Here is a 25549-nt window from a genome sequence, read left to right on the forward strand (position 1 = left end):
CGGGGCGATTCAGATCATCGATGAAATAAACAGAGGCAATATATCAAAAATTTTTGGTGAGCTAATTACATTGATTGAGCCATCAAAGCGTTTAGGAAAATCTGAAGCTATCGAAGTGACCTTACCGTATTCCGGCGATAGATTTTCAGTGCCGGATAACCTCTACATTATTGGCACGATGAATACCGCGGATAGATCTTTGGCACTGATGGATACAGCACTTCGTCGCCGCTTTGATTTTGTAGAAATGATGCCAAATTACCATGTTTTATGTAATGAACAAGGTGAGTCTTACTGTGTTAGCGTAGGCGATAATAAAATCGATTTAGCTCGTCTACTTAAAACAATGAATAAGAGGATTTTCGCGTTATATGACAGGGAACATCAGCTCGGCCATGCGTTTTTAATGCCTGTTGTGAAAGAAATTGAGGCTGGCGAGGACGAGAAAGCGCTTTACGAATTAAAGAGCAGCTTCCAGAACAAGATTATCCCACTACTTGCTGAATACTTTTTTGAAGATTGGCAAAAGATTTGTTTAGTGCTTGGTGATAATCAAAAGCCAGACAATAAAAAGGATAAGGGCTACCAAATCATTGAACAATCAGATGTAGATTTTGAGACGCTGTTTGGTGACATTGAGGATGCAGATGACTTTGCAGATGAGGTTAAAGGTTATACGTTAATACAAACTGACTCTGAGCTTTGGACTGACCCTTTCACCTATATAGGTATATATAGCCCTAGCAGTTTACCAAAGTATAAAGGTTAACTCACTCAACATGATTAAGGGATTAAAACGACGACAAGCAATAAACATCACCGTATTTGAGTATGGTCTGTTAAGTGATGACGCTAAGGCGCTAGGAAAAGATAATGTTGAGGCAATAACAGAAGGTGCTTTTGCATATCTAAAAAAGTGCTGCTTATGTGATGAGTCAGAATCACGCTTTTTGAAGCTAAAAATTGCACATGGCATGGAAGTTCTGCAAATGCAAAATTATGCTGGTGTGGTTCTTTGCCCTGATGGAACTCAAATAGAAATACTTCCTAAAATTGCTAAAGCAATTAATCAGGAAAGTGCGGCTATAGAAGCGCAAAAATCTTTGTTAATGATGCTCAAGTCATTAAAGCAGTTTCGCCATATAGAAACCGAAGTTGCGAGCATTAAGAAGCAAAAAATGCCCCTGATGGAAATTTTTATCGCGCAGTTTCTAAAAGCGGTAAATGTTCTCGTTAAGAAAGGCGTTAGAAGTGACTATGTTCGAGAGCAAAGTAATAGCGCTTTTTTAAAAGGTAAATTACTTCATAGCCAACAGCTAAAACACAACTTCATAAATCGTCATAGGTTTTACGTTGAGTACGATGCATATTTGATGGATAGAGCTGAAAACCCCCCTGTGTCAGGATAGTTGTCGCCTCTAATATTTAGTAGAGGCAGATAAAATGAGACGTCGATTTACACAAGAATTTAAAGTTCAAGCGGTTGAAAAAGCATTATCTCAGTGTGATGATGTCCGCCTAGAAGATATTGCAGATGATTTAGGTGTCGGTTATTCAACGCTTCAACGTTGGATAGCGCTAGCAAAAAAACATCAACTTGAAACACACCAGACGGGTAGCCAAATGACAGCAGAAAAACGACCACAAGATTGGAGTTTAGAAGAAAGACTCAACGCGATTATTGAGTGTGGAAGTTTAGAAGAGGCTGCGATGAATGAATACTGCCGTAATAAAGGGCTTTACCCACATCATATTCAACAGTGGAAGAAGGACTTTGCTACATCGCCTTCAAATAAAACGGTAAAATCAGACAGTAAACAGCTCAAGCAAGAGATAAAACAGCTGCAAAAAGAACTGAATCGTAAAGATAAAGCTTTAGCTGAAACAGCCGCTCTGCTTGTTCTCAAAAAAAAAGCGGATGCACTCTGGGGTTTCAGCGAGGACGATTAACAACACCAACTGAGCGACATGAATTAATAACGCTTATTACTAACGCACAGGATGCAGGGGCAAGGAAAGAAAAAGCATGTGAGTTACTTGGGCTGACACTAAGAACAGTTCAGCGCTGGATTGAAGCAGATGATATGACTGACAAGCGAACGAGTACGGAAAAACGGGCGCCAAATCGTCTCACAGAGTTAGAGCGGCAGCGCATTATTAATACAGTTAATTCACCCGAATATGGGCATTTACCGGCCAGTAAAATAGTCCCTAAACTGCTTGATAACGGCATATGGATAGCGTCTGAAAGTTCGTTTTATCGGGTTATGAAGGCACATAACTTATTAACGCATCGAGAAAAAGTGAAACCAACTAAGCCAATGAAAAAGCCAAGAGCATTCAAGGCCGTGCGTGCAAATGAAGTATATACTTGGGATATCACCTATTTACCAACGAGCGTAAAAGGGCAGTTTTTCTACTTATATTTAGTGATGGACATTTTTAGCCGAAAGGTTGTTGGTTGGCAGGTTTACGACACACAATTAAGTGAATTAGCCGCAGACTTAATGAAGGATATTTGCAGTAGAGAGCAAATAAAGCGCGAGCAAGTCACGTTGCACTCAGATAATGGTAGCCCAATGAAAGGCGCGACATTGTTGGCAACATTACAGGAGTTAGGCATTGTACCATCATTTAGTCGACCATCAGTAAGTAATGACAATCCGTATTCTGAGTCGCTATTTAAAACGTTAAAGTATCGCCCAGAATACCCAGAAAAGGCATTTGAAGATATAAGCGCAGCAAGAGAATGGGTAAGTGGGTTCGTTGATTGGTACAATAATGAGCATCTACACAGTGGTATAAAATTTGTGACGCCAAACCAACGTCATTCAGGTTTAGACAAAGAAATATTAGCCAAGCGTCAGCAGGTAAACGACGCTGCTAAATTGAATAACCCAAGTCGCTGGTCAGGAAAGTCACGAGATTGGTCAATGATAAATGAAGTAAATTTAAATCCTGAGAAAAAAGAAGAAATGCGGGCGGCATAAAATTTAACTTGAGGCGACAACTAACTTGAAAAACTCCGAAACCGACTCATACATTCTGCCCTTAAATTAGTCGCCTCGTATACCTATGTGAATAAAAGTAAGAAGCTATCTCAGGAATTGCTTTTTGCTTTTAATGAGGTGCCTCTTAGTACAAATTACAAGAACGACTTTTCTACTGTGAAACTGCAAAGAGGCATGCGGCATTATGATGTGCCGTTAAGTTGGGCAAGGCTAATATTGGAGGGCTACTCACCTCAGTCAATGTTGGGTGAAAACAATGCTTATTCGTTGTTGTTCCCAATGGAAGCCGTGTTTGAAAACTTTGTCGCTAAATACCTTAAGCAACGAGTGACAAATCCTCAAAAACTTTCTTCTCAAGTACAAAGTAAATCATTGGTTACTTATGGTGATAGGAGTTATTTTCGCCTCAAACCTGATCTATGTCTTAAAGACCTTGCCGGTTTGACTGCGGTATTAGATACCAAATGGAAGTTAATCAATCAAAATAAAAAATTAGGTAAAGATAAGTTTGGTTTATCGCAAGGTGATTTCTATCAAATGCTGGGTTACGGCTACAAGTACCTTAACTGTGAAGGTGACCTAGTTCTGATTTACCCTAAAACAGATAACTTTGAACAAGCTTTAACGAATGACTTTTATTACGACAAAGAACAAAAACTGAAGTTAAAAGTCGTACCATTTGATGTGGGCTACAAGAGTAAGGAAAGAGTTAAATTAGAATTGTTGGGGATTTCTAATGGGTGACCCCTTAATGAGATCTTTAATAAGAGGTTACTATGATTTGTAGGGTGTTTATTTTACTTTGCATTTTTTGCTTTAGCATTGGCTCGTTAAATGCCAGTGAAAAGGGTAAAACCATTACGTTTGCGGTTGGTCACGATCATGACAAAATGCTGATGAAGAATTACCCAATTTATCGTGCTAGTTGGCAATTTTTAAATCAAAGTTTAGCTAAATTAGGATATGAAGTAGACGCCATTATTTTACCATGGGCTAGAGCTAACTATTATACTCAGTTAGGAAAAGCTGATGGTTTATTTTTAGCTGCTAACCTGCCAGGACGAGAGCAGTGGGCGGTTTTATCAAACCCAATTGGAATGGGAGTATTTGGTGCTTTTTATCATAAGGATAGAAAAGACGAACATGCTATTATTGCGGGTGTTCGTTTAGGTGTGCATGACAAAATATTAACTGGCTATAATACTTATGAGTTGTTAGAAGTTGCCACAGCTCAACAAGGGTTTAAACTACTTTTTAACCAAAAGGTAGACCGCCTAATTATGTCAGAAAGTTATGGCAGGTATTTGTTAAGCACTGAGCTAATTGAATTTAAAGACGACATATTATTTGACTCCGACATGATTGAAAAGCGTTCAATTCATGTTGCATTTGCAAAAGACATTGCTGAAAGTTTGAAGGCTATGGCGGTAGTGAATAAAGCGATTGATTTAGGTATAAGCGATGGTACATACCATGACGTTATGACTAAAAATAAAGTACCTGAAAGTATGTTTTTGCCTAGCCTTGATAAATAGTAATTATATTTTATGTGTTTTTAAGAACGCCCCGTTGGGTCAGTTTTCTGCTGTTTAATGAGTGAAAATGTAAACTTGCCCTTAGTAACTCTATTTAACCGTCCTGTTGAAGTAAGAGTTGATTAAGAATCTCAGAAAAAATATTTTTCTATTTAACGACTCAAAAGCAATTTTTAGCTAGTTATAAAAAGGGCAATAATATTGCCCTTTTTTACGCGCTTAAACTTATTTTTATAACTTATAGCGCGACTAGGCTTTGTTCTAGCATTGCCTTTATTTGGTTTACTATTTTAGCTTCTGTTTCGGGTTCGAATTGTTGTATACGTGGGGTGTGAATATGCCCTGTAGGTATACTTGAATTAAGCGCATCGCGAAGGCGAATACTCCGGTACGATATTTCGTTAGACAAGTAACCACCGCCGCCGCCATTTACCGCAATACTGTTTTTTAGCTCGCCATACGAACCCGCTTTATAGGTTTTTTCAAGCGTGGTGACTTCACGATTGTCGATAACTTTATAAGGGCCTTTGGCTTGTTGCATGTAATTTATAGGCAAGCTAAATTTTACAAACTCGTTGCCTGGGAGTGGTCGGCCATTAAGCTTTGGTATTACTGGGCTTGTTTGCGTTCCGCCATACACAATATTAGCGTTATCGGGGGCGGTTACACTACGGCGTTTACCCGGAAAGTGCTCTAAATCAAATTGTGTTCTGCCCATACTAACGGTTACAACCATGTCTACATTATTAAGTGCGTAGTAGGGGGCAAGCAGTGATTCTATTATGCCTTGATCGAAGTCTTCGTAGCGCACAGGCACCATAACGGTGTTAATTTCTGCGGTTATGCCGTTGTAATTAATAACTTGGCCGTCGAGTAATAACGCTGCAACACCTGAGGGGTTACTTTGGTTTATGTTTCTATCGAGTAAAAATGGGTCAAAGCCTGTAAGTAATATTTTTTTAGTACTGCCTGATGAAAAAGTAAGGTCGGTGCGGCCTCTGCTGCCTTCCTCAAGTAGGGTTAGTAACGTATTGAGTTGAGCCTGCGTAATTGAAAATTTAGGCGATGTTGTGCGTATTACTTTGCTTGAAAGCAGGCGTGCCCAGTAGAGCTCTCGGTCGTCGTAGTTATTGGTTTTTATTATACGTTGCTTGGCATTTTCCCATAGTTCAAAGCTAAAGCGTTTTACTAATGTTTTTGCACTTTTAAAGTTGTTAAGTTCTTTAAATTGTTGCTCAAAACTTGTTACCTGTGGGGTAAATGCTTTTAAAACATTGGGCATTGCCGATTGGGCTTTGTTGATACGCTGTTCTTCAACAGTTAAAGGATTACTTAAAGCAGCGAATGAAGAGGCGATTAAGCTGGTCGCTAATAATACTTTGATCATGATACTCCTAATATAAGGCTGTTGTTTTATATGTAATTTACTATCCTCCGATTGCTAGCTTAGAGCAACCTATTAACGTTGAATCGACAGATATTTGCTTTTGTGATTAACTCACTTAGGTTACTGGATTTATAAAGCCAGCATTGAGTCTTTTTTATAAGAAAGTAATTGTGGTGGTTACCTTTTACTCAGGTTATATAAATTATGTGGGTAATCGTACACAGTCTATTACAGAAATATAGTAAGCGTTCATATCTATATTGTTCGGGGTAATTATAGGCTGGTGGAGGGAGACGGAGGTTAAACCTCTTGTAAACACTAATATTACAAGAGGCATTAATTTAAAACTTATTTAGATTGACGTTTGTCGAGAATATAACGCACTGCCATTCTTGCTGCGCCGGCTCCAATGCCTGAAACGACAGCCCAAATTACTGCTTCTTTAATATCTGTATTTTCACTTGGCTTGTCTTTTGGGGCTGGTTCGTTGGTAACCTTTTCCCACGATTTTTGTAAAGTTTTCCTTGTTAGCATACCTGCAGAAGCTGCTGCCAAACCTATACCTATAGTCGTAATTAGTTGTTTGTTACTCATAATGTTCTCCTTTTGCTAAATATAGATAGCCATATTTATGTTTAATTTTTAAAGCAAGAACATGAGTAACAGCAATTTATATACCGAAAAGAAAGCAGCCTAACTTAAGCCGTAATTTGAATGTAAAAGCACGTGGCACTGTAATCCACTGATTTGTAATTGGGCGTATAAAAACGTTTATAAAACTATTTATAGCTAGTCTTTCATTGAACGCCATGCAAATGTTGAGGCAGCTATAACAATTGCAATGGCTATTCCTAAGTACAGGGTTTCTATTGTGCCGCCAAATTCCACTGCATGTTCTAAAAATAGTATGACAAGAACAACTGAGGTTACTTGTACGAGGGTTATTTTTAAATCATGAAAGTCTTTAATATTAAAAGCGGCTAAAAACTTACTTTCTTTTGATTTAGCAGGCGATATGAATAAGCGGTATAAGCTAATGGCAATTACTTGTAGGGTAATACCGATTAATAGTAAATCGAGAATTTTAAGTAGTTCAACTATGAGGGCTTTACCTGCTTTTGCAGAATCTGGTAGGTCGAGAATGGTTGAAACCACTATATTAAAAACAATATTAATACACGAAACATAAACAAGAAGCGATGATAATGCTGCGGTAATAACCGCGATGACAACTAAAAAACGACTGGTTTGGAATATATTTTCCATGCTGCTCAACTTTATAATTAGACTTAACTTATACGAAGCATAGTATATGTTAGATCCCTAAGTTACTATTTAAACAGAGTAACTAACGCGAGAACATATTGAATTATTTGGCCCATCTTTATTTTGCAAAGCCAACGGCTGATTCTCACTTTGGAAACTTATTGGGTGATTTTGGTGGGCACAGGCATGTGGCGCAACTGAGTGAGACTGTAAAAAATGCGCTTAGTAATCACTATTTAGTTGATAAATTTACCGACTCTCACCCAATTGTTAAAGAAGCAAAACAGTATTTTTCACCAATGCGCAGGCGCTTTGCTGGTGTGGCAGTAGATGTTGTGTTTGACCACTTTTTAATTATGCATTGGCAACGGTTTAGTGATCAGCCCTTGAGTGATTTTAAACGTAACAGTTTTGGGCTTTTAAATCAGCGGTTAGGGCACATGCCGCCGCGTATGCAGCGGGTTGTTACTAGCATAACTAAACACGATTGGTTTAAAGATTACGAAACCATTAATGGTGTGGGGGCTGCGTTGGATAATATTGCCGATCGTATTCGTTTTGCCAACCAATTTACTGGCGCTGCTGAAGATATAAAGCGCCATTACAACCAATTAGATGCCGCTTTTTTAGCGTTTTTTCCAGAATTAATAGCACATGTAAAAGAGTTTAACACTGAACGCACTTGAGCCTAGAGTGCTTTATTTGTAATTACAGGCAAAGGTTTTTGTTAATGCTGTTTAGTCGTCTGGGCCGTTTAAGGTAAATTTTAGGTGCTTTCGCATATCTTTTAAAATAACGCCTTTTTTAAGCATTGCGCCGCTTAATCGTTTTTGCCATTTTAATATGTCAGGCTCGGCGGCATCAAGGGCTTGCTGGTTTTCAAACTGAAAACACATAAGTAACGAGCCTGGGAATAAGTGATACTCCACGTCAAACCAACATTGCAGCATACCGGGTAGTTCGGCTCGGCCTTGCTCTTCTATTTTATCGGCAACGTTAAGCACAAGCGCTTGTTGTTTTTCTTGCACTTTTGATAGTTTTTTCATTGTTGTGTTCCACTTGAGGGCATAATAATAGCCAGAGTGAGTCATTATACATAAGCTTTTAATGGCCAACACCTTAAAGCTAAGTTAATAATAATTTAGGTATAAATATAAGCTTAAACGCAGTAACTTTACTCGCTGCTTTTAGCATGGTTAACTTGGCGCTGCTTTTGTAAAGTGGGGTAAATACGCAAACAATAGTCATTAATTACGCCTGTTTTGTGTATAACAATAATAATTGCAGCCACTAAAGTGTTATTAATTAATGATTCAGTGACGTGATAACGCAAGTTAAACGTAACGCTATGGTAGCAGTTTTAATATGTATAAAGGCGTTGTTTTTAAAATTTAAAAAGGAAGTTGTGTTGTGAAAAATATGGTTGTTTTACTTTTAGGTATGTGGTTTTTAAGCGGGTGTACGACTACCAACAACATTGAGTTTCCTGTTGTTGAAAACAATGTTGCTTACTCTAAAGTAGCGTCGCTTGGTTTTGTAAATGCTAATGAAAAAGTACCTTACGGGAGTGATGAATCACAATTTGCATTACTGTGGCGCGCCACGCAAGCTGAGCAAAGTACATCAAAGCCGTTAGTTGTATTGCTACATGGTGGCTGTTGGCTAAGTGCATACGATATAAAACACAGCTATGCATTAAGCACAGGCTTAGCACAAGCAGGATTTAATGTGTGGTCGGTGGAATATCGCCGCAGTGGTAAAAGCGGTGGTGGCTGGCCTGTAACTTTTGACGATATTAAAGCCGGCATTTTAGCATCCAGTGTCTACAACAGTGGCGAATTTAAATTGAATAATACAGTGGTTATTGGGCACTCGGCTGGTGGTCATTTAGCGTTACTAGCGGGTGGACAAATGAGTGAATTAAAAGGCGTCATTGGCCTTGCTCCCATTACCGATATTAAAGCCTATGCGGCAGGTACAAATAGCTGCCAAAAAGTCACTAAAGATTTTATGCAAGGTATGCCAAGCGATAAACCTAAAGAATACACTCAGGCCAACCCAAGTGAGCAACCATTGCATCAACAAAGCATTATTTTACAAGGTGCGAATGACAGCATTGTTCCTGCGTATAATTTAGAACAGCTTAATCGACCAGTAGATTTACTCGAAGGGGTGGGGCATTTTGATTGGATACACCCAGGTTCTGCTGCTTTTACCACCTTAGTTAAACATTTAAACGGAATCGATAAATGAATTTTGATGATATTGTAGCGCTTGATAAAGCTGATGTATTGGCAAGCAAGCGTGATGAATTTGATTTACCCGCAAACACTATTTATTTAGATGGTAACTCGCTAGGTGCTTTACCTAAAGCGGTTAAATCCAGAGTGGCACAAGTAGTGAGCGAGCAGTGGGGAAGCCATTTAATTAGGAGCTGGAATGATCACCAATGGATTGATTTACCTACTCAGGTTGGCGAAAAAATAGCGCCCATAATTGGTGCTGAAAAAGGCCAAGTCATTTGTTGTGATTCGATTTCAATAAACTTATTTAAGCTTTTAAGCAGCGCGCTTATGTTAAACACTGGCCGCAGCAAAGTGTTGTCGACACAAGATAATTTTCCGACCGATTTATACATGGTACAAGGTTTAAGCGATTTATTAGGTACTGACTTATGCCAATTAAAACTAGTTGAAGAGCAATATATTGAACAAAACTTAACTGACGATATAGCGGTATTGTTACTTACCCAAGTTAACTTTAGAACTGGTAAGCTTTTGAATATGCAAAAGCTCACTGAGCTTGCCCATCAAAAAGGTATTTTAGTAATATGGGATTTAGCACACAGTGCAGGTGCATTGCCGGTTGAGCTGGATAAATGCAACGTTGATTTTGCAGTAGGCTGTGGCTACAAATATTTAAATGGTGGCCCTGGCTCACCTGCCTTTTTATACGTTGCCAAGCGCCACCAAAGTGCCGTTAAACAGCCATTGAGTGGTTGGATGGGGCATGCAAAGCCATTCGCGTTTGATGCTCAATACGAGTGTGCAGCAAGTATTAATCAGTATTTATGTGGTACGCCAAGTGTGATTGCTATGAGTGCGTTAGACGCTGCACTTGATGTGTGGGAAAGCGTAAAAATAAGCGATGTGAGGGCTAAGTCGATTGCTTTAGCCGATGTGTTTATTGCTTTAGTGCATTCGCATGCTAGCTTGGCTGATTTGCGCTTAAGCTCTACTGAGGATTCAATCCAACGCGGAAGCCAATTGGCTTTTTCGCATAATCACGCATTTGCTATTTGCCAAGCATTAATAGAAAAAGGCGTTATTGCCGATTTTAGAGCGCCTAATATTTTACGGTTTGGTTTTACGCCTTTGTACACCTCGTTTGAAGATGTGTGGAACGCGGTAAATACGTTAGTTGATGTAGTTACAACAAAGTTATACGCCGAGCCACGGTTTAACTTGGCGGGTAAAGTAACTTAATAAAGCGGGCTAATTGCTTTGGTTTATTTTGCTTAAGCAATTAGCCTCTAGCTGTATTACAAGGTTGCTAGTAACTATTGAAACTTAAAGTTTTTCATTGTGTGTTGCAGGGTTTCAGTGTTTAGTCGCATTTCATTAAATATTTCTTCTTGCTTACGTGCTGCTTCAACTTCGTGGTTGGCGTATTCAAATACGCTTGCAGCATCCACTGCTATATTTGACGCAACTGCAGACTGTTGTTCTGCGGCTGATGACACGTTCATGGCTAAGTTTTCGAGTACTTTACTTTGTGCATGTACTTGCTCGGATACCGCTCTTGCTTGATCAAATCGCTCTAAAGTGGCTTTTGATAATTTAGTACTTGCTACAATAGAGCTAACTACTTGGTCGCTGATAGACTGTAACTCGCCGAGCAAAGACGAAATTTTTTCTGATGATTCTTTACTGTTTCCGGCAAGGCTTCTTACTTCGTCGGCAACAACGGCAAACCCTCTACCATGCTCACCTGCTCTTGCTGCTTCAATAGCGGCATTGAGCGCTAGTAAATTAGTTTGCTCGGCAATGCTACTAATTGAATCTAAAATGGACGATATGCTCGCTACCTGCTGATCCATTTTACTTACCACTTCTTCTACGTCAGACATCCCCGTTGCAAGCTCAGTAATTGAGCTTTGGCTAAGTTTGTTATCTTCAATCAATAGATTGGCTTGTTTGTTTAACTCGTCACTAGAGCTGAGAGTTTCAGAAGCTGAGCCTGCTATTTCGCGGCTTGTTGCGGCCATTTCTTCTATTGCGGTGGCTATATTACTCGCCATAGCCAATGTTTTGTTTGAATCATCAAGGACTGTTTTTGTTGCATTACTCATATCGTCACTGAGTTTTGAGCCTGAATTTATTGAGTGGTCGAGCCCTAATAGCAGATCTTTAAAAGCGAAAATAGTATTGTGGATAGCATTTGATATTTCGCCGAGTTCATCTTTACTTTTGAGCCTTATATCTATTGTTAGGTCGCCTTTTTCGGCTTTAAGTAAGAGTGACGTTAGTTGGCTTAGTTCCTTTTTGAGAGTACTTAATAAATGAAAGTTTAAGTATGCGATGATCACAAGTGTAACCAAAAAGTAGATAATAGTGAGTGTAAGCGTTGTATCGGCCGCTTCTTTTAGTTCAAGGCCATCTTTGTCAACAGTACTCCATTGGCTGTCTAGTACTTTTTTAATTTGAGTTATTTGTTGTGTTGCCATTGGAAACCACACAGAGGCTGCCGGCAAAGCTGTAAAGTTGGGCGATTCTGTGTTGAGCAATGTGTTTGTTATTGCATTAATTTTACGTGAGTCAGCACTTTGTATAATGCTGTTAAAGCTTTGTAATTGTTGGCCTTGCAAATTAGCTATTAAATATTGGTTGAGTAAATCTATTTCTGAATTGTATAAGGCAATATTTTGCTGTGTAACACTCGTTAATTGCTTTTTAGCTAAAGTGCCATTTATTTTTCCCCTATTTTGGCCCAAACGTTCTTTGTATTGCGCGAGCAAAAAAGCAATGTTTAGATCTTTAGATAATACTGGGTGCTTTATTTGGCTACTCAGGTTAGCCGCTACATCGAGTGCAATTTGATTTAATTTACTGTAAAACGCGAAAGCACCAGGGGCTGCTTTATTATCAACTTGAGTACGTAATGCCGCTTTTTTTTCATTGTGATCAAACAGAATACTTAAATTTTTAGAGACCTTTGTAGAATTTTTAGTTAGTTGATCACTTACCGACTTTAAATGCTGTATTGAAGTATCTGCTTTTTGGCGTTGCGCGAGCACTTTGTTTTTAGCCTCGGCTGAACCACTTCCTAAAAAGCCTGCAGTTAAGCCTCGCTCTACAGCATGGTTATGTGCCACTTTTTCCAGTGCATCTAACAAGCTAATTAATGCAATATCTTGCTGCAGTGTTTGCGACTCCTGCCATTTATTCGCTATGTTTTGTATCAGCAATATAAAAATAAAAACCATTAATATGATTGATGTTAACAAAGAGAGTTGAATGATAGATAGTCGGCCAAGTAAGCGATTCATAAGGTCAGTCCTGTTGTGTATTTATCTCGATATTTTGGCTAAACGAGGGTTAAGCAAATAAATAGCCATTAACTATTTAATACATAAAGCGTAGTGCAGTTTTTAATAAATTCACTTGAACAAGTGAGTTAATTTAGTAAATGGTGTTATGTGTGAGGTACTTAATCGCGGTTTGTTTACATATTATTGCAATTTTGTAACCGTTTTGGTGGTGGTTACCTTGTTATTGTTTTGCTTAAGTTGAGATAATGGTAGGTGAACCAATTTAACGGACTAATTAAAATGAATAAATTTATACTTACCCCGCTTGCTATTGCCTTTTCTTTAACGCTTAGCGCATGCGGTGGCTCTTCATCAGAAAGTAGCTCTGGCGGCTCGTCAAGCGGTGGCAACACAGCCCAACTTCAAACTATTGCTTTACAAACATTAACTCGCGAATGCGGGGCTGATTCTGCGTATCAAGCAGATGTTGTTTTTCATAATGATGATGGCGGTGCTATCGGCTCAGTTAAAACCGATGCAGAAGGTAAATTTTCAGGTGAGTTACCCTTAGGTACAAAACATGTATCAGTACTAGGTGATGTATTTGATGAAGAAGACGGTGGTTATAAGCAAATTATCACTGAGCTTGATATTGAAAATAGAACTAATTTAGGCACCTTTTATTTTAATGATTTTACAGGTGATTGTGGATGTACTGAATATAGTGCTGATACAACAGCGCTAAGTACGATTGCGTCTGATTACACAATATATCAATCACAAGGTAACGAAGTTTCGGGGTCTGTAAATGTTTGCCCGAATGATAATAAGCTTTATTTAACGGCGCTTTCTAGTTACTCAGTTGATGCAAAAGCTGCCGTTATTGATATACCGGTAAACTCATCAGTTATTACCCTAACAGATGAAGATTTTATTCATGACGGTGTTGAAGTTCCTGTTCAATTAGATATTGATGCTGATTATGCTAGTACTCGAGGTTATATAGAAGCTGATAATGCGTATAGGTTTGTTCAATATAGTGGTTCTGAAATATCAAACACGCTTTTTGTATTCCCAACAGTAACTGAGCATAATTTTTATGTGCAACTTGATTTTATGTCAGACCTTATGAATGTAGATGGTGTTGATGTTGAGTTTCAAAGCTATGCCCGAAGCGCAGTAGATACTAATGGTGATTATCAGCTGACCACACTTCCGATCGTTACTGACGATTTAGGGTTTAGTTTACTTCAATTTGCTGAAAACAATGATTCAAGTTTTGACTTTGGTAATGTTGACAATCGGTTTGCTCGCACAATATGGGGTTACAGCTTTTTAGTTGATGATTCTGCTGAAAGTCGATTTGATTGGACAATAAAAGCGGGCATAAGTGGTCAAATTCCAGATTTGTCTTTTGGTAGTGTGTTCCCTGAACCCACCGATGAGGTCATTTTAGAAGAGTTAACGGTATTACTTTATGGCTATGCTGGTAATCCAACCGATGCAAACAGTTATGCAAAACTTTTAGATACGATGTCTGAAGGTGGGCATTTAACTAAGCCAGAGTTTAGTAATTATGTATATACATTTGTAAGTGCTGAAATATATTAGTCATTGCGTTTAGTTTTGTATTAAAAAGGCCACACTAGTGGCCTTTTTATTCAAGTACTCACGCCGTTTCCCAATATGGAATTTCGCCATAATACTTTATGAAAAAGTCGATAAATGCACGTACTTTTGGTGCAAGCAATCGGGAGCTTGGGTATACAGCCCAAATAGCGGCATTTGAATCCATTGGGTAATCTTTTAGTATTTGAACTAGGGTGCCTTCTTTTAATGCGTTGTGGGCGCACCAAATAGACGAAATAGTAATACCTGCATCATTAATACACGCATCCCTTATCGACTCTCCATTATCAATACGAATACTGCCTTTTACCTTAACTTTTTCAATGCCATTTGGCGTTTTAAAGCTCCAGTAGTCAATCCCAATTAATTTAATACAATTATGGTTGAGAAGATCCTGTGGTGTTTTTGGTTCTCCGTGTTCTGCTATGTAGCCTGGTGAGGCGCATATAATTCTATGGTCGCGGGCTAACTTTCTGGCTACGAGGGTTGAATCGTTAAGCTCGGCATTTCTGATAGCGATATCAAAACCACCTTCTACCATGTCTACAATACTATCGCTTTGTCTTAAATCCACTTTAAGCTCAGGATGCTGATCAATAAAAGCTTTAAGTGCGGGCACTATATGCATACGACCAAATGAGGAGGGGGCTGCAACACGAATCGTGCCTTGGGGGGTAAAAGAGCCTGCGCCTACAGCTGCTTTTGCACTATTTATAGCATTTAATATTTCTTCAGCGTGAGGTAAAAACTCTCGGCCTTCTTCAGTTAAAGATACTCGCCTTGTTGTACGGTGAATTAGTTTTACACCAAGCGATTCCTCAAGCTTAATAATATGCATGCTAGCTACCGGCGGCGAAAGGCCAAGTTCCGCGCCTGCTGAACTAATATTGTGTGTAGAGGCGACTCGAACGAATAACTTTAGGTGTTCATTGTTCATTATTAAAGCCTATTATTAATTAAATTTTAAAACTAGCTGTTCATTTGAGTGTATTATCATGGGTATCTCTTGTAAATATACTGGCTGTTTAAACTAAACAAGGGGGTACCATAAATGCCAGCAGCATGGCGAAATACTAGCTAACCCTGCAACAATTATTGATGAAGGGCGCCTATTGCCTGTGTTAGACAACATTGAATTTAATCTTGAGGATGCAGGTAAAACGCATGATGGCCTTGCTAGTGGTGAAGGTATGGGGAGAGTGGTTATTTCACTATAAATTGTCGTGTCGGCTTAAGCCGAGCACTTATTAAATGTGCCCGGCTTTTTTATTATTTATAGGCAAAATTACTCTACAAAGGTTTACGGTTTAATAGTCATAAGTTCAATTGAGATCTATTTGTTTTGATAAAAATAACGTAGTTAAGTCTGTTATTTTTATCAGGGCTTCTTTATCTGCGTGGGTCCATGATATTTTCGATCCAATACTTTCACAGCAAATCACGCCTAGTGCCTTATTATCTTTAAAATAAATGTAGTCAAGTAGTGAGTAAATATCGTATGGCTCAAAATAGCTTTTGGTAAAGCCTTTTGTAACTTCGTGATTTCTTGCATCGGGGGCATCAAGTATTTGGTGGCTTAGTATGTAGTTAAAGTAATCTGGGTAGTCTTTTGCTGTTAATACTGAGTCAAGAATGACTTCATCGTTCTCATCAAGGCACATTAAGCAATTTATCTCAGAGTATTCTTCATTAAACAGCCATAAGCTGACTCTGTTGGCCGCAGGTATTAATCTTTTTAGTTCACGGCATGTTTGTTTAAGTTTATGTTCTCTTTTAATGCTCGGGTCACTAATTTTTATTGCTAAGTCTTTGAGATTTTCGTTGTTTGGATTGTAAACATTAAGCAAGCTGTTCAAGCTATCTTTATTAAATGGCTTAGTTAAATAACCGTCCATGCCAATATTTAGGTAATGCTCAATATCTTGTTTCATTGTGTTGGCAGTCATGGCAATGATAGGTATTGATTTACCGTTTTTCAGTGCTCTTATGGCCTTGGTTGCTTCAACTCCATCCATTACTGGCATTTGAATATCCATAAAGATTAAATCAACGTGGTTGTTAACAAAGTAATCAACACACTCTTTACCGTTTTCAGTAAAAATCACTTGAGTGTTGTGCGCTTTTAACATTTTATTGACGACGATTTGATTTATTTTATTATCTTCCGCAACTAAAATAGCACAGCCTTGTAAATCAGTTACTTCTTTGTTTTTCTTTAGCAAACTATCTAAAATCGATGCTTCAAAGCTTTGCTGATAAATAAATGTAGAGCCTTCATTTTCTTGGCTGGTAAAACTGATTTTCCCACCCATTAAATGACTTAACTTATTACAAATGGAAAGGCCTAACCCTGTACCACCAAATTTACGAGAGGTAGATGAATCAGCTTGATGAAATTCTTTAAATAAGTTTGCTTGTGCTGCTTTGTTTATCCCTATACCTGTATCTATGACCTTAAATGCTATGTTCTGTGTATTTAAAGAGTGACCTTTTAAGTTAATTATTAAATCAACGTGCCCAGCTTGAGTAAATTTAATTGCATTTGAGCATAGGTTATTTAATATTTGCGATATTCTTAGTGGGTCACCTTTTAATGTTTCAGCCACTTTTTTATCTATTGATACGTTAAACTTTATACCTTTATCAGAGGCTTGTTTTTTTAGTGGCTCTATTACACCATTAACAACGTCTTTAAGGTTAAAGTCGATATGTTCAATATCTAATTTTCCAGCTTCTATTTTTGAAAAATCTAAAATATCATTCACTATATTGGATAAAATATTGGCTGAGTTTAGAATACTTTTTAGCGCAATATCTTTTTCACTATTACTGCTGTCAGATAAGCCAAATTCGGCCAAGTTTAAGATACCATGAAGTGGTGTTCTTAGCTCATGCGACATATTAGCTAAAAATTTACCTTTTAAATTATTGGATGTATCTGCTTCAGCTTTTAGTTTTTCAAGCTCTTGAATATGAGTTTTTTGCTGTTCTAATGCTTTACTTAGTTCTCTGTTTTTTAGCCTTAACTCTAATTGGGCTATTACCTCTTTACTTAAAATAGTTAACGCACTAATTTGTTTTTTAGTTAATTTTTTAGGTTTATCACTAATTACACATAAAGTACCAATTGTACTGCCTTGCGGTGTGATAAGGGGGGCACCTGCATAAAAGCGAATGTTTGGATCGTTGGTTACTAAAGGGTTGTCGTGAAAGCGCTCATCAAGTAAAGCATTTTGTATTTCAAATACTTGGTCTTGCAAAATAGCATGGGAGCAAAACGCAATATCACGCTCTGTTTCACTGGCATCAATACCGTATTTTGATTTAAACCATTGTCTTTGCGGATCGACTAAGCTTATAAGTGATATGGGGGTATCACATATATCTGAGGCAAGTTGAGTTAAGTCATCAAATACTTTTTCTGCTTCTGTATCTAATATTTCGTACTCATATAATGCTTTTAATCGAGATTGTTCATCCGCTGGAATTCGCGCTTTTTGCATAGTAATACCTAATGTTTATATAGCGTTACTATAGAAGTAAAGTGAACTGAATGACAACTTTTAACTACAAGTTACAATAAAGAGACAAATATTCGTTAGCTTTATTATAGACAGCCCGCCATTTACAAAAAGTTATTGATTTACATTAAGCTCAATAAAATAAGTTGAAAGGTTAATTAATCAGTTATAAAAATTTTACGGCCCCTTATTAGTGACAAGAACGGTAAGCACTGTACCTTTGAAATTAAACCAACCAAGCATTCATATATTGTTTATTTTAATGAATTTTAAATGTCATTAGATATTTCATTTAGTTTACAGTTTTGGTGTAACCCCTTATTGAGTAATTTAAGTTGGCAAATCTACTTTAAACTTTCAATTAGCTTTAGCTTACTTTTAAAATTTAACTTTACATGAATGTAGCGAGCTAGTGTGGCAATTAGTACCAAAGTGCCAATACCTACTTGTGTGAGCCATATTGTTGTGTAGTTGTACATTAAAATGCTCACGGCCGCAGTGATGCAAAGTGCTGCCCACAAAATGGAACAGCCTATAAGGTTTAAGCGCCAATAGTTTATTTGATTAATGAGCTGCTGCTTTTTAAAAAGTAGTAAACCATTAACATCTAGGGTGTGTGTTTTTATTAGCTTTTTGCGCTGAATAAATGCCCATACTGAAAACCCAATTGGTAACGGAGTTAAAATTGCGTATAACACTTGCTCAAGAGTGCTAGTTGCTTCAAAAACTAATGCATAGATACAAAATAAGCTAACAAATGCGCCAGCAACTAAGTCTAACCATGCTTTAATTGATTGTTTTTTTCTTGCCGATGTAATTTGGCTCAGTAGTGCGGCAGTATCCAGTTTTGGAGTCGCATTTTTATAGTCTTTTTGCCATTGTTCAAATAGTGGATCCATAATTATTATTGCTCCATTAGCTTTTGAAGTTGCACACGTGCGCGACTAGCGCGCTTGGCAACGTTCGCTTCGTTTAGACCTAACGTATGTGCTATTTCGGCTTGGTTAAAACCTTCTAATTGAAGAGAAATAACTTGCCTAAATTTTAATGGTAGCCGTCTCATCGCTGTCATTAAATCATACGTGTTATCGCTGTGTTGGTGAGAATCAGTACTAACCAAGTCAAGTAAAGGGTCGCTTAAATTATGACGATCTTGGCGACGTGTTTCTTTTAAAACATGATCGACAGCACGGTTGTGTGCGACCCTAGCAATAAAGGTCTTCATACTTGAATCGCCTCTAAAGTTTTCTACTGCATGCCAAACAGCTAACGATATATCTTGCAGTAGGTCTTCTCTAAGTGCTTGGTCTGCTTCATGTGTTGCAGCAATACGCGCCATTAAAGGTGCGTATTGCAATAGTATCTCATGAATATGATCCCTTTTTTCCACTAGGCTTCCTTGTTTTTGATAAATACACTTCTGTAAGCAATATAGCTTATACACGTGAGTATAGGACCCGTAATAATCGCACTTAATAAAAAAGTATAAGGAGCTAACAATAGACTTAAGAAAGAAATTAGCGCGATTAAACACATTGGTTTAAACGCATAGAAAAAAGCATTTAGGCTACTTTTTAATGCTTGCAGTACATTTTTATCACCAAGTAAAACACAATAGCCTGCAAAACTCACAGGCAGTGTAACAGGAATAATTGAGGCAAAAATAATACCTAGTTGCCATTGGGTAACTTCAGTAGGCTGCGAAAATAAAAGTAAATTTATGCCATCATTTCCTAGTAAAAGCTTTGCTACAAATAACTGAATAAAAAAAGCAGATGCTAAAATTGCTGAAAGCGGAATCATGCTTAGCCAGTTTTTAGCTTTAAAGATCGACTTCAATGAAAATACTTTTTGAGTGGCCAAATGGTGAATGACGATAATAGCGCTGCTGCCTACAAAAGTAGCAGCCCATTTGGAGGCTAGCATGCCATAAGGGGCGGGTAGTATTTGAAAAATACCTTCAATAATTAAAGGAAGCAGTAAAAATAAAAAAAGTTTTACAGGTGCTTGCTTAAAAAGTGAAAAACCGTCTTGAAGCCATTGATTAGCTTTACTAGCGGGTAAAGTATGTAGTGGGGTTACTGTTAATGTATTCATAATTACTCTCCTTTTGATTGTTATGTTATTAGTCGATAACAATGAGAATAACCTGACATTTTATTTTTAATTAAAGTAAAAAATTTAAAACACAAAAATAGATTTATAATTAGATTAGCTTACACCACAAGCAGGATATAAATTAAGCACTTCGGTAACTACTTGACCAAATAGAGCTTGTTCTTGCTTTGACAAATTAATCGTTGGGTCAAATTTCATGATATCGGCGGGTCGTGAAGTAATTATTTCTGAAAAAGTCATTGCTGTTAATACATTGCCTGCATAAGAGGCATGGTTGCCATCATCCATATGTAGTTTTGCATCTGGCATCAAAACTAAAAGCCTGTTCCAAACAAGGCCAATAGGAGCTACGCAGCTAGGTTGTTTAGCGCTTATTGATAAATGTAAGTCGTATACACGCTGGCCTTCTTCAGGGTTGCCTCTTTGTGGGTGTTCAGGAAATAAAATAGGTGTGATATTTTGTGCCTTAGCTGATGAAATTAAATGCTCAGCGGCATCAGTAGGGTAAGTTGTTAAACCAGACTGAGAGTATTTTTGACCTTGAAAAATGGCATGGCTTAGATTTTTGTTTTTAAGTTTGTCTACGTTTGCCCTAATACTCACAATATTATCTAAAAATGGTCCCGACACTGTGGTTGTTTGAACTGACTTATCTGGGTATTGGTTTTCGATTATATGCTCAATGATCCGCCCTAACTGACAGCTGTGACTATTGCCATAAATAATAATGTTGTAATTATCTTCGATATTATTTTGTGTAATTGGAGTCGGACTTTCACTTGTATTTGATTGCGGAACTTTGGTATTACTGTTGCCTGAGCCGCAGGCTGATAAAAATATTAAAGAAAAAAGCCAAAATTGTTTAGGGGTATTAAAACTTATCATACTAATTTGTACCAATATTGAAAACTACTTACTGATACTAGTAGGTTAATTCTTATGCCACAAGTTCTTGCACGGCTCAAATACCTTAGTAATATTTTGTTTTATGATTTAAACAAAAAGCCCAACAAAAATGCTGGGCTAAGGTACTTAGGTAATAAAGGTATTATTGCGTTAATTCACCAGTAGCTGACTCGATATGTGCTCTTACAAACCACTGAAATTGTTCAAGATCGGCAAGTTGGCTTATTAACATATCTTCAGATACTGGATCTAAATCTGATACCGTTTCGATGGCTTTACGGTGATCGGCATTAATACCGTTGTACACCTTATCTAACGCGCCTAAATGCTCCGTAACAAGTTCTTTACCTAATGAATATTCGTTCCATGTACGGCGGTCAACAATTGACTTAGGTGTCCCTACTGGTATGCCGCCTAAAGTGGCAATACGCTCGGCTATTGTATCTGTCATTTCGCGCACAGCTTCAACCTGAGGGTCTAGCATTTCATGCACACCTATAAAATTAGGACCAACAACATTCCAATGAATATGTTTTAGTGTTAATTGAAGATCTATAAGTGCAACCATGCGGTTATCTAAGGCTGCGATAGTTTTTTCAGCTGATTCGTTGCTCATACCTGGTGCAGTAAATTTAGCTTGCTTATTTGTATTGCTCATAACTTCTCCTACTTAACTATTTAATATTTTCACGTAGTCCTTTACGTAATAAATACGTGATAATTGTATGAAGCAATCAATATGCCGAAAGTTAAACTAAATAAAGTTGTTTTAAATCAGTTGCTTGTGTTTTTGCTTTTGTTTTGTTTTTTTTTAATACGAGGTGGTTATGAAAAGTCTGCATCTTTTTGTAAAATTTGCAGACCAAACAGATTTGCTGAAACTAAGCTAGAATATTTTTAACGGGTGTATTCATGTGCCTTTAGTAGTTCAAGCGGTATTACTTCAAGCGATTTTTTATTAGTGGCCTGCAAGATTACTGGCGGCGCAACGTTTGCTTGTTGCGCATGAAGCCATCTTATTGCGCATAAACACCATTTGTCGCCAGCTTTTAAGCCTTCAAAATCGTAAAGTGGATTGGGCGTTATGAGATCATTACCTTGTGACTTCGAAAACTGTAAAAATTCTTCGGTCATAATTGCACACACACTATGATTACCGCGATCAGAGTCTGGTACATAGCAAAAACCCTCGCGAGTATACCCGCCATTCCCACAGCATAATTGTAACCGGGTATCCAGAACGTTAAATTGATTTGCCATAAGGTGCCTTAAGTCATTATGTTTAATACAGTAAAAATTACTTTATCAGGCGCTAAAAAGTATAGCTACTAAAGTGAGGATGTTTGATTATGACTTTTTAAAAAAATCGGGGCATTTAAATGAAGGGAGGAGGGGAAAAGTATTATTTGTGCCACACACTAGTTTTACTAGTTCGTGGCACAAGTTAAGTTAAAGTTTGTTAACTATTCATATTTTCTGGCTTTTTTAGTTTTGATTACTGCAATGTATGCGTGCCAGCTTGCATAGCTAAGTAGTGGCATAATTACAATAAACCCAACAGCCCCAGTTACAAAACCAAGCGCAACCATTAGGAAAATGCATATTGACCAAACAACCATTGGCGCAAAATTATTTTTAACGGCATTAATAGATGAGACGATAGCTGTCATTATGTCTACGCGTCTTTCCATCATAATTTGTGGTGTAAATGCAGACACTGAAAAAACAGACACGAGTAAAACGCCACCTGCAATTGTACCAAGCGTTAAAAATGCTGACAGTTCTTCAAACGTTGGGTTAGCGTAGTTAGGGTATAAAGCATGAACAAGGGCGGCAATGCGCATCCACGCAATCATTATTACGAGTAATAATATTGCAAATCCCCACTCTCCAACTGGGTTTCTAAACATCGACTTTAGCGAATGCCTAAAAGTGGGTTTGTGGCCTTTTTCGAGTTCCCATGCTACGTCGTATAGGCCGGCTGCGAAAGCGGGTCCAATTAAAACAAACGCAACAGTGGCGGGTAAAATTACAAATACGCTTTGTGCAAAAAATGCAGAGTAGATAATAGCTGCAGGAATAATACTAAACACTAGGCCATAAATTACAGTAAGTAACGGGGCTCGGGTCATATCTTTAAACGCAAGTGCTAACCAGTGAAAAGCAGCGAACGTATCTACTTTGTTACACTCTATACAGCGAGCAAATTCGGTATTTTTTTCAATTGTTTTTGTTGTAGGCATAAGTGGAGCTCCTCTATAAAGCCTCTATTTAGGTTTAGGTCATAAACGCTTTATTTACAAATATTAAACAGACATACGGAGCTAAAATCAAAATTGTTCACTAAATAAACGTTTTATGTTTTTAGAAGGGGGGATTACAAAAGGGAATTTTATAGGAGGATTGCTGAAATCAATAACAATAAAGTACTACTTAACCTGTAGGCAGGTTAAGTAGTTAAATAATGCTCAGCCTAAGCTGATTGCTAGGTATTGTATCTCGTCACCATTTATTTGTGGCAAAAAGTAAATATCGTTGTATTTAAAATATTGCTGAGAGTTTATGGTAACTGGCTCAGCTGACGATGGTAGTTCATCGTAAACTTGCCCTAAGCTATAGTCGAAGACGTTGCCAATTTTAATAGCTTTGTTGCGCTGAATTATTGGCGCATCTACCACTTTATAGCCGCCGTTATCAGCAATATAAAAAACGTTCTGATAAGCATAATATGTAGTGTTTCGATGTTTCATACGCGAATAATGTCTAGGAAGTTTTTTAATGCGCAGTCCGCGAGGTGGCATCACAGCGTGATAGCCTTTTTTAGCTTTTCGGTAGTAAATGCCGTCATTAAAGCTAAATGAAATTCCATTAAACCAAATAGAGGTACTTCTTCTTGGCAAGTGCCTTATGTATCTATTTTCTTTGTAATAACGCGGCTTATACCTATTAGTTAGGTAGTTATATTTATGATTGTCGAAACGTAGTTGTTTACGCTTTTCTTGCTGCTTTTTTTGCTTGTTCTTTTCTTTTTTACGGTCTTGGCGCTTTTCTTTTTTATGCTCTATGCGTAGTTTTTTTTCATGGCGACGTTCATCGCGCTTATACTCAATGCGTTTAGGGTTTTCGTGCTTATAATTTTTATGTGCTTCTCGCTCGTTGGGCGCTGCAATTGCGGTGCTTGAAAGCGCGCTAATGGCAATTATACCCGATAGTAAAAATGTAAGTTTCATAGTGTGCCTCGTTTATGTTGTTACATAACTAGGCTTAATATTAACCTCTGAAACTGAACATTAACTGACCTGTTTAATGTTTGGGCGTACCTTTACATTGCTTTACGTAAGCCAAACAGTTTCTTACTTTTTATTACAGTTTTAAACAGGGCGCTTTAAACAATCATATGCATGTGGTGAAAAAAGAGTGCAGGTTAAAATTAAAGACTAATTTTAAGACAAGCTATTAAAATTTAAATCATTTTAATAGCTTGTTCATTAGTGCTTAGCTGGGGTTAACAAATCTCATCGAGTAAATGCATCACACGTTCGCTGGCTGCTTCCATTTTATGAATATGCTTAATTGCAGATTCTTTATCGCCATTTTGAATTGAGTGCAGAGCCGCAACACCATTTTTATGTACTTCACTATGCGGGTTTTCTAATTGTTTAAATGCATTGGTGTGTTTAAATTCAGCAGACTGCTCTGAACTATACCATTGGCCTAATCGGCACATTGTATGATCGCTAAAGTCATTAATTGACTTGTTGCTTTGGCCATTTGCTACTGCGTAAATGTCACCTTTCCATACAACATGATCTAGTTTAACGGTTTGAATAAACGACAACGTAGCAGCCTGAGAAATCGTATTTTTCATGTTGTTACAAAAATCGATAATTGAAGTGTAATCGGTATTCAGTGCATCAAAATTATCACTTAGGTGCGAACTATTTTCTTTAATACCTTCTACTGATACCACTGTCTCATCTGTTTTGTTAATAATTTCTTTTACTAGGTCGGCCACTTCTTGCGCTGACTTATTCGTGTTTGTTGCTAGCACCCTTACTTCATCTGCTACAACACTAAAGCCTCGGCCAGCTTCACCCGCACGGGCAGCTTCAATAGCAGCGTTAAGTGCTAATAAATTTGTTTGATCTGATATTTTACTAATTGTTGAAACAAACGTACTGATTTTACCGGCCATGCTAGCTAGGCCTGAAATGTTTTCAGTCATGCTTCCCATTTTACTGGTCATTAAATCCATTTCTTTGACAATATGATTTAGCGAGCTATTTGATTTTTCGAGCAGGGTGTTTATCTTATCGCTTACTTTGTTTTCTTCATCAATTTTAGAGTAAGAGCCCAATACGGTTTGTCTTATCTCTTCGATTTGAGCAACACCATTGATAGAGCTGGAAAGTAATGAGTGAGTGAAACTATGATCTTCATTATTATTTGGGTTATTTAACTCTTCAATTAGAGAAGTATTTTCATTGATAAGCGTTGTATTTTTGTTACGTAAACTCTCAATTTCTTTTTTTAGTTGGTCATTTTCGTTTTTCAATATCGAGTAGGTTGAACTTAAAACAAACATATTTAGACCTTGATTTTTTAAAAAATAATTTACATTTAGTTATTATAGAGGTAAAATTTTA

The 25549-nt window shown here is 37.6% G+C and carries 24 protein-coding genes and 2 pseudogenes; 10 read left to right on the top strand and 16 right to left on the bottom strand.

What is annotated here, in order from left to right; translation table 11 throughout:
- Positions 1 to 4 precede the first annotated feature (4 nt).
- The 5 genes and pseudogenes from MTP24_RS03070 to MTP24_RS03090 all read left to right on the top strand — a co-directional run.
- Positions 5 to 769, top strand: a pseudogene (locus tag MTP24_RS03070) (AAA family ATPase); the annotation flags it as partial.
- Positions 770 to 779: 10 nt separating this feature from the next.
- Positions 780 to 1409 carry an McrC family protein gene (locus MTP24_RS03075; protein ID WP_243532727.1) on the top strand — a complete coding sequence of 210 codons (630 nt, stop codon included), beginning with the start codon at positions 780 to 782 and terminating at the stop codon, positions 1407 to 1409.
- Positions 1410 to 1443: 34 nt separating this feature from the next.
- Positions 1444 to 2990 (top strand): IS3 family transposase gene (locus MTP24_RS03080; RefSeq protein ID WP_086007396.1). Its coding sequence is split into 2 segments (ribosomal slippage): positions 1444 to 1924 and positions 1924 to 2990, totalling 1548 coding nucleotides; the frame shifts between segments, so codons are not numbered across the junction.
- Between the two features lie 42 nt (positions 2991 to 3032).
- A pseudogene (locus MTP24_RS03085) lies at positions 3033 to 3755 on the top strand (restriction endonuclease); the annotation flags it as partial.
- A 32-nt stretch (positions 3756 to 3787) separates the two neighbouring features.
- Positions 3788 to 4546 carry a transporter substrate-binding domain-containing protein gene (locus MTP24_RS03090; RefSeq protein ID WP_243532731.1) on the top strand — a complete coding sequence of 253 codons (759 nt, stop codon included), beginning with the start codon at positions 3788 to 3790 and terminating at the stop codon, positions 4544 to 4546.
- 238 nt (positions 4547 to 4784) lie between these two features.
- On the opposite strand, the gene MTP24_RS03095 is transcribed toward MTP24_RS03090, so the two are convergent.
- From MTP24_RS03095 to MTP24_RS03105, 3 genes are all read right to left on the bottom strand, one after another.
- Positions 4785 to 5933, bottom strand: coding sequence for a hypothetical protein (locus MTP24_RS03095; protein WP_243532733.1), 1149 nt, complete (start codon positions 5931 to 5933; stop codon positions 4785 to 4787).
- A 348-nt stretch (positions 5934 to 6281) separates the two neighbouring features.
- Complete coding sequence (locus tag MTP24_RS03100; RefSeq protein WP_243532735.1) at positions 6282 to 6527, bottom strand: DUF4235 domain-containing protein; 246 nt, start codon at positions 6525 to 6527, stop codon at positions 6282 to 6284.
- Positions 6528 to 6722: 195 nt separating this feature from the next.
- Positions 6723 to 7199, bottom strand: coding sequence for a YqhA family protein (locus tag MTP24_RS03105; protein WP_006794802.1), 477 nt, complete (start codon positions 7197 to 7199; stop codon positions 6723 to 6725).
- Between the two features lie 98 nt (positions 7200 to 7297).
- Between MTP24_RS03105 and MTP24_RS03110 the strand changes: the two genes are divergently transcribed.
- Positions 7298 to 7885, top strand: coding sequence for an ACP phosphodiesterase (locus MTP24_RS03110; RefSeq protein ID WP_243532738.1), 588 nt, complete (start codon positions 7298 to 7300; stop codon positions 7883 to 7885).
- A 51-nt stretch (positions 7886 to 7936) separates the two neighbouring features.
- Here MTP24_RS03110 and MTP24_RS03115 read toward each other — a convergent pair whose 3' ends face one another.
- A complete protein-coding gene (locus tag MTP24_RS03115; protein WP_008128815.1) occupies positions 7937 to 8245 on the bottom strand; it encodes a hypothetical protein in 309 nt (102 codons plus the stop codon).
- Between the two features lie 364 nt (positions 8246 to 8609).
- On the opposite strand from MTP24_RS03115, the gene MTP24_RS03120 reads away from it, so the two are divergent.
- Both MTP24_RS03120 and kynU read left to right on the top strand, forming a co-directional pair.
- Complete coding sequence (locus MTP24_RS03120; protein ID WP_347814586.1) at positions 8610 to 9452, top strand: alpha/beta hydrolase; 843 nt, start codon at positions 8610 to 8612, stop codon at positions 9450 to 9452.
- The gene (gene kynU, locus MTP24_RS03125; RefSeq protein ID WP_243532740.1) at positions 9449 to 10684 is read left to right on the top strand and encodes a kynureninase; all 1236 of its coding nucleotides are present in this window, start codon (positions 9449 to 9451) and stop codon (positions 10682 to 10684) included. The genes MTP24_RS03120 and kynU overlap by 4 nt, the downstream gene beginning before the upstream one ends.
- Positions 10685 to 10758: 74 nt before the next feature.
- Here kynU and MTP24_RS03130 read toward each other — a convergent pair whose 3' ends face one another.
- On the bottom strand, positions 10759 to 12747 hold the full coding sequence (locus MTP24_RS03130; protein WP_243532743.1) for a methyl-accepting chemotaxis protein: 1989 nt from the start codon (positions 12745 to 12747) through the stop codon (positions 10759 to 10761).
- A 282-nt stretch (positions 12748 to 13029) separates the two neighbouring features.
- Between MTP24_RS03130 and MTP24_RS03135 the strand changes: the two genes are divergently transcribed.
- Positions 13030 to 14340, top strand: a complete 1311-nt coding sequence (locus tag MTP24_RS03135; protein ID WP_243532745.1) for a hypothetical protein — start codon at positions 13030 to 13032, stop codon at positions 14338 to 14340.
- 58 nt (positions 14341 to 14398) lie between these two features.
- On the opposite strand, the gene MTP24_RS03140 is transcribed toward MTP24_RS03135, so the two are convergent.
- Positions 14399 to 15295, bottom strand: a complete 897-nt coding sequence (locus MTP24_RS03140) for a LysR family transcriptional regulator (protein WP_010555723.1) — start codon at positions 15293 to 15295, stop codon at positions 14399 to 14401.
- A 133-nt stretch (positions 15296 to 15428) separates the two neighbouring features.
- Here MTP24_RS03140 and MTP24_RS03145 point away from each other — a divergent pair, with 133 nt between their 5' ends.
- Positions 15429 to 15575, top strand: a complete 147-nt coding sequence (locus tag MTP24_RS03145) for a hypothetical protein (protein ID WP_279388992.1) — start codon at positions 15429 to 15431, stop codon at positions 15573 to 15575.
- A 105-nt stretch (positions 15576 to 15680) separates the two neighbouring features.
- On the opposite strand, the gene MTP24_RS03150 is transcribed toward MTP24_RS03145, so the two are convergent.
- The 10 genes from MTP24_RS03150 to MTP24_RS03195 form a co-directional block, all read right to left on the bottom strand.
- Complete coding sequence (locus MTP24_RS03150) at positions 15681 to 17861, bottom strand: response regulator (protein WP_039036419.1); 2181 nt, start codon at positions 17859 to 17861, stop codon at positions 15681 to 15683.
- Between the two features lie 362 nt (positions 17862 to 18223).
- Complete coding sequence (locus MTP24_RS03155) at positions 18224 to 18778, bottom strand: hypothetical protein (RefSeq protein ID WP_243532747.1); 555 nt, start codon at positions 18776 to 18778, stop codon at positions 18224 to 18226.
- A 5-nt stretch (positions 18779 to 18783) separates the two neighbouring features.
- Complete coding sequence (locus MTP24_RS03160) at positions 18784 to 19269, bottom strand: RNA polymerase sigma factor (protein WP_006791807.1); 486 nt, start codon at positions 19267 to 19269, stop codon at positions 18784 to 18786.
- A complete protein-coding gene (locus MTP24_RS03165) occupies positions 19269 to 19976 on the bottom strand; it encodes a hypothetical protein (protein WP_243532749.1) in 708 nt (235 codons plus the stop codon). Before MTP24_RS03165 ends, MTP24_RS03160 begins: the two co-directional genes overlap by 1 nt.
- A 114-nt stretch (positions 19977 to 20090) precedes the next feature.
- On the bottom strand, positions 20091 to 20882 hold the full coding sequence (locus MTP24_RS03170; RefSeq protein ID WP_243532751.1) for a hypothetical protein: 792 nt from the start codon (positions 20880 to 20882) through the stop codon (positions 20091 to 20093).
- Between the two features lie 163 nt (positions 20883 to 21045).
- Entirely contained in the window at positions 21046 to 21561 is a 516-nt protein-coding gene (dps, locus tag MTP24_RS03175; RefSeq protein WP_243532753.1) for a DNA starvation/stationary phase protection protein Dps, read from the bottom strand.
- Positions 21562 to 21800: 239 nt separating this feature from the next.
- On the bottom strand, positions 21801 to 22163 hold the full coding sequence (locus MTP24_RS03180) for a DUF2237 domain-containing protein (protein ID WP_006791812.1): 363 nt from the start codon (positions 22161 to 22163) through the stop codon (positions 21801 to 21803).
- Between the two features lie 203 nt (positions 22164 to 22366).
- Complete coding sequence (locus MTP24_RS03185; RefSeq protein WP_006791813.1) at positions 22367 to 23146, bottom strand: DUF2189 domain-containing protein; 780 nt, start codon at positions 23144 to 23146, stop codon at positions 22367 to 22369.
- Between the two features lie 225 nt (positions 23147 to 23371).
- A complete protein-coding gene (locus tag MTP24_RS03190; RefSeq protein ID WP_058428403.1) occupies positions 23372 to 24133 on the bottom strand; it encodes a DUF6515 family protein in 762 nt (253 codons plus the stop codon).
- A gap of 275 nt (positions 24134 to 24408) precedes the next feature.
- Complete coding sequence (locus tag MTP24_RS03195) at positions 24409 to 25488, bottom strand: methyl-accepting chemotaxis protein (RefSeq protein WP_243532755.1); 1080 nt, start codon at positions 25486 to 25488, stop codon at positions 24409 to 24411.
- Positions 25489 to 25549 lie beyond the last annotated feature (61 nt).

Origin of the sequence: Pseudoalteromonas sp. APM04, from assembly GCF_022809815.1 — a bacterium.
Taxonomy (GTDB): Bacteria; Pseudomonadota; Gammaproteobacteria; order Enterobacterales; family Alteromonadaceae; genus Pseudoalteromonas; species Pseudoalteromonas marina.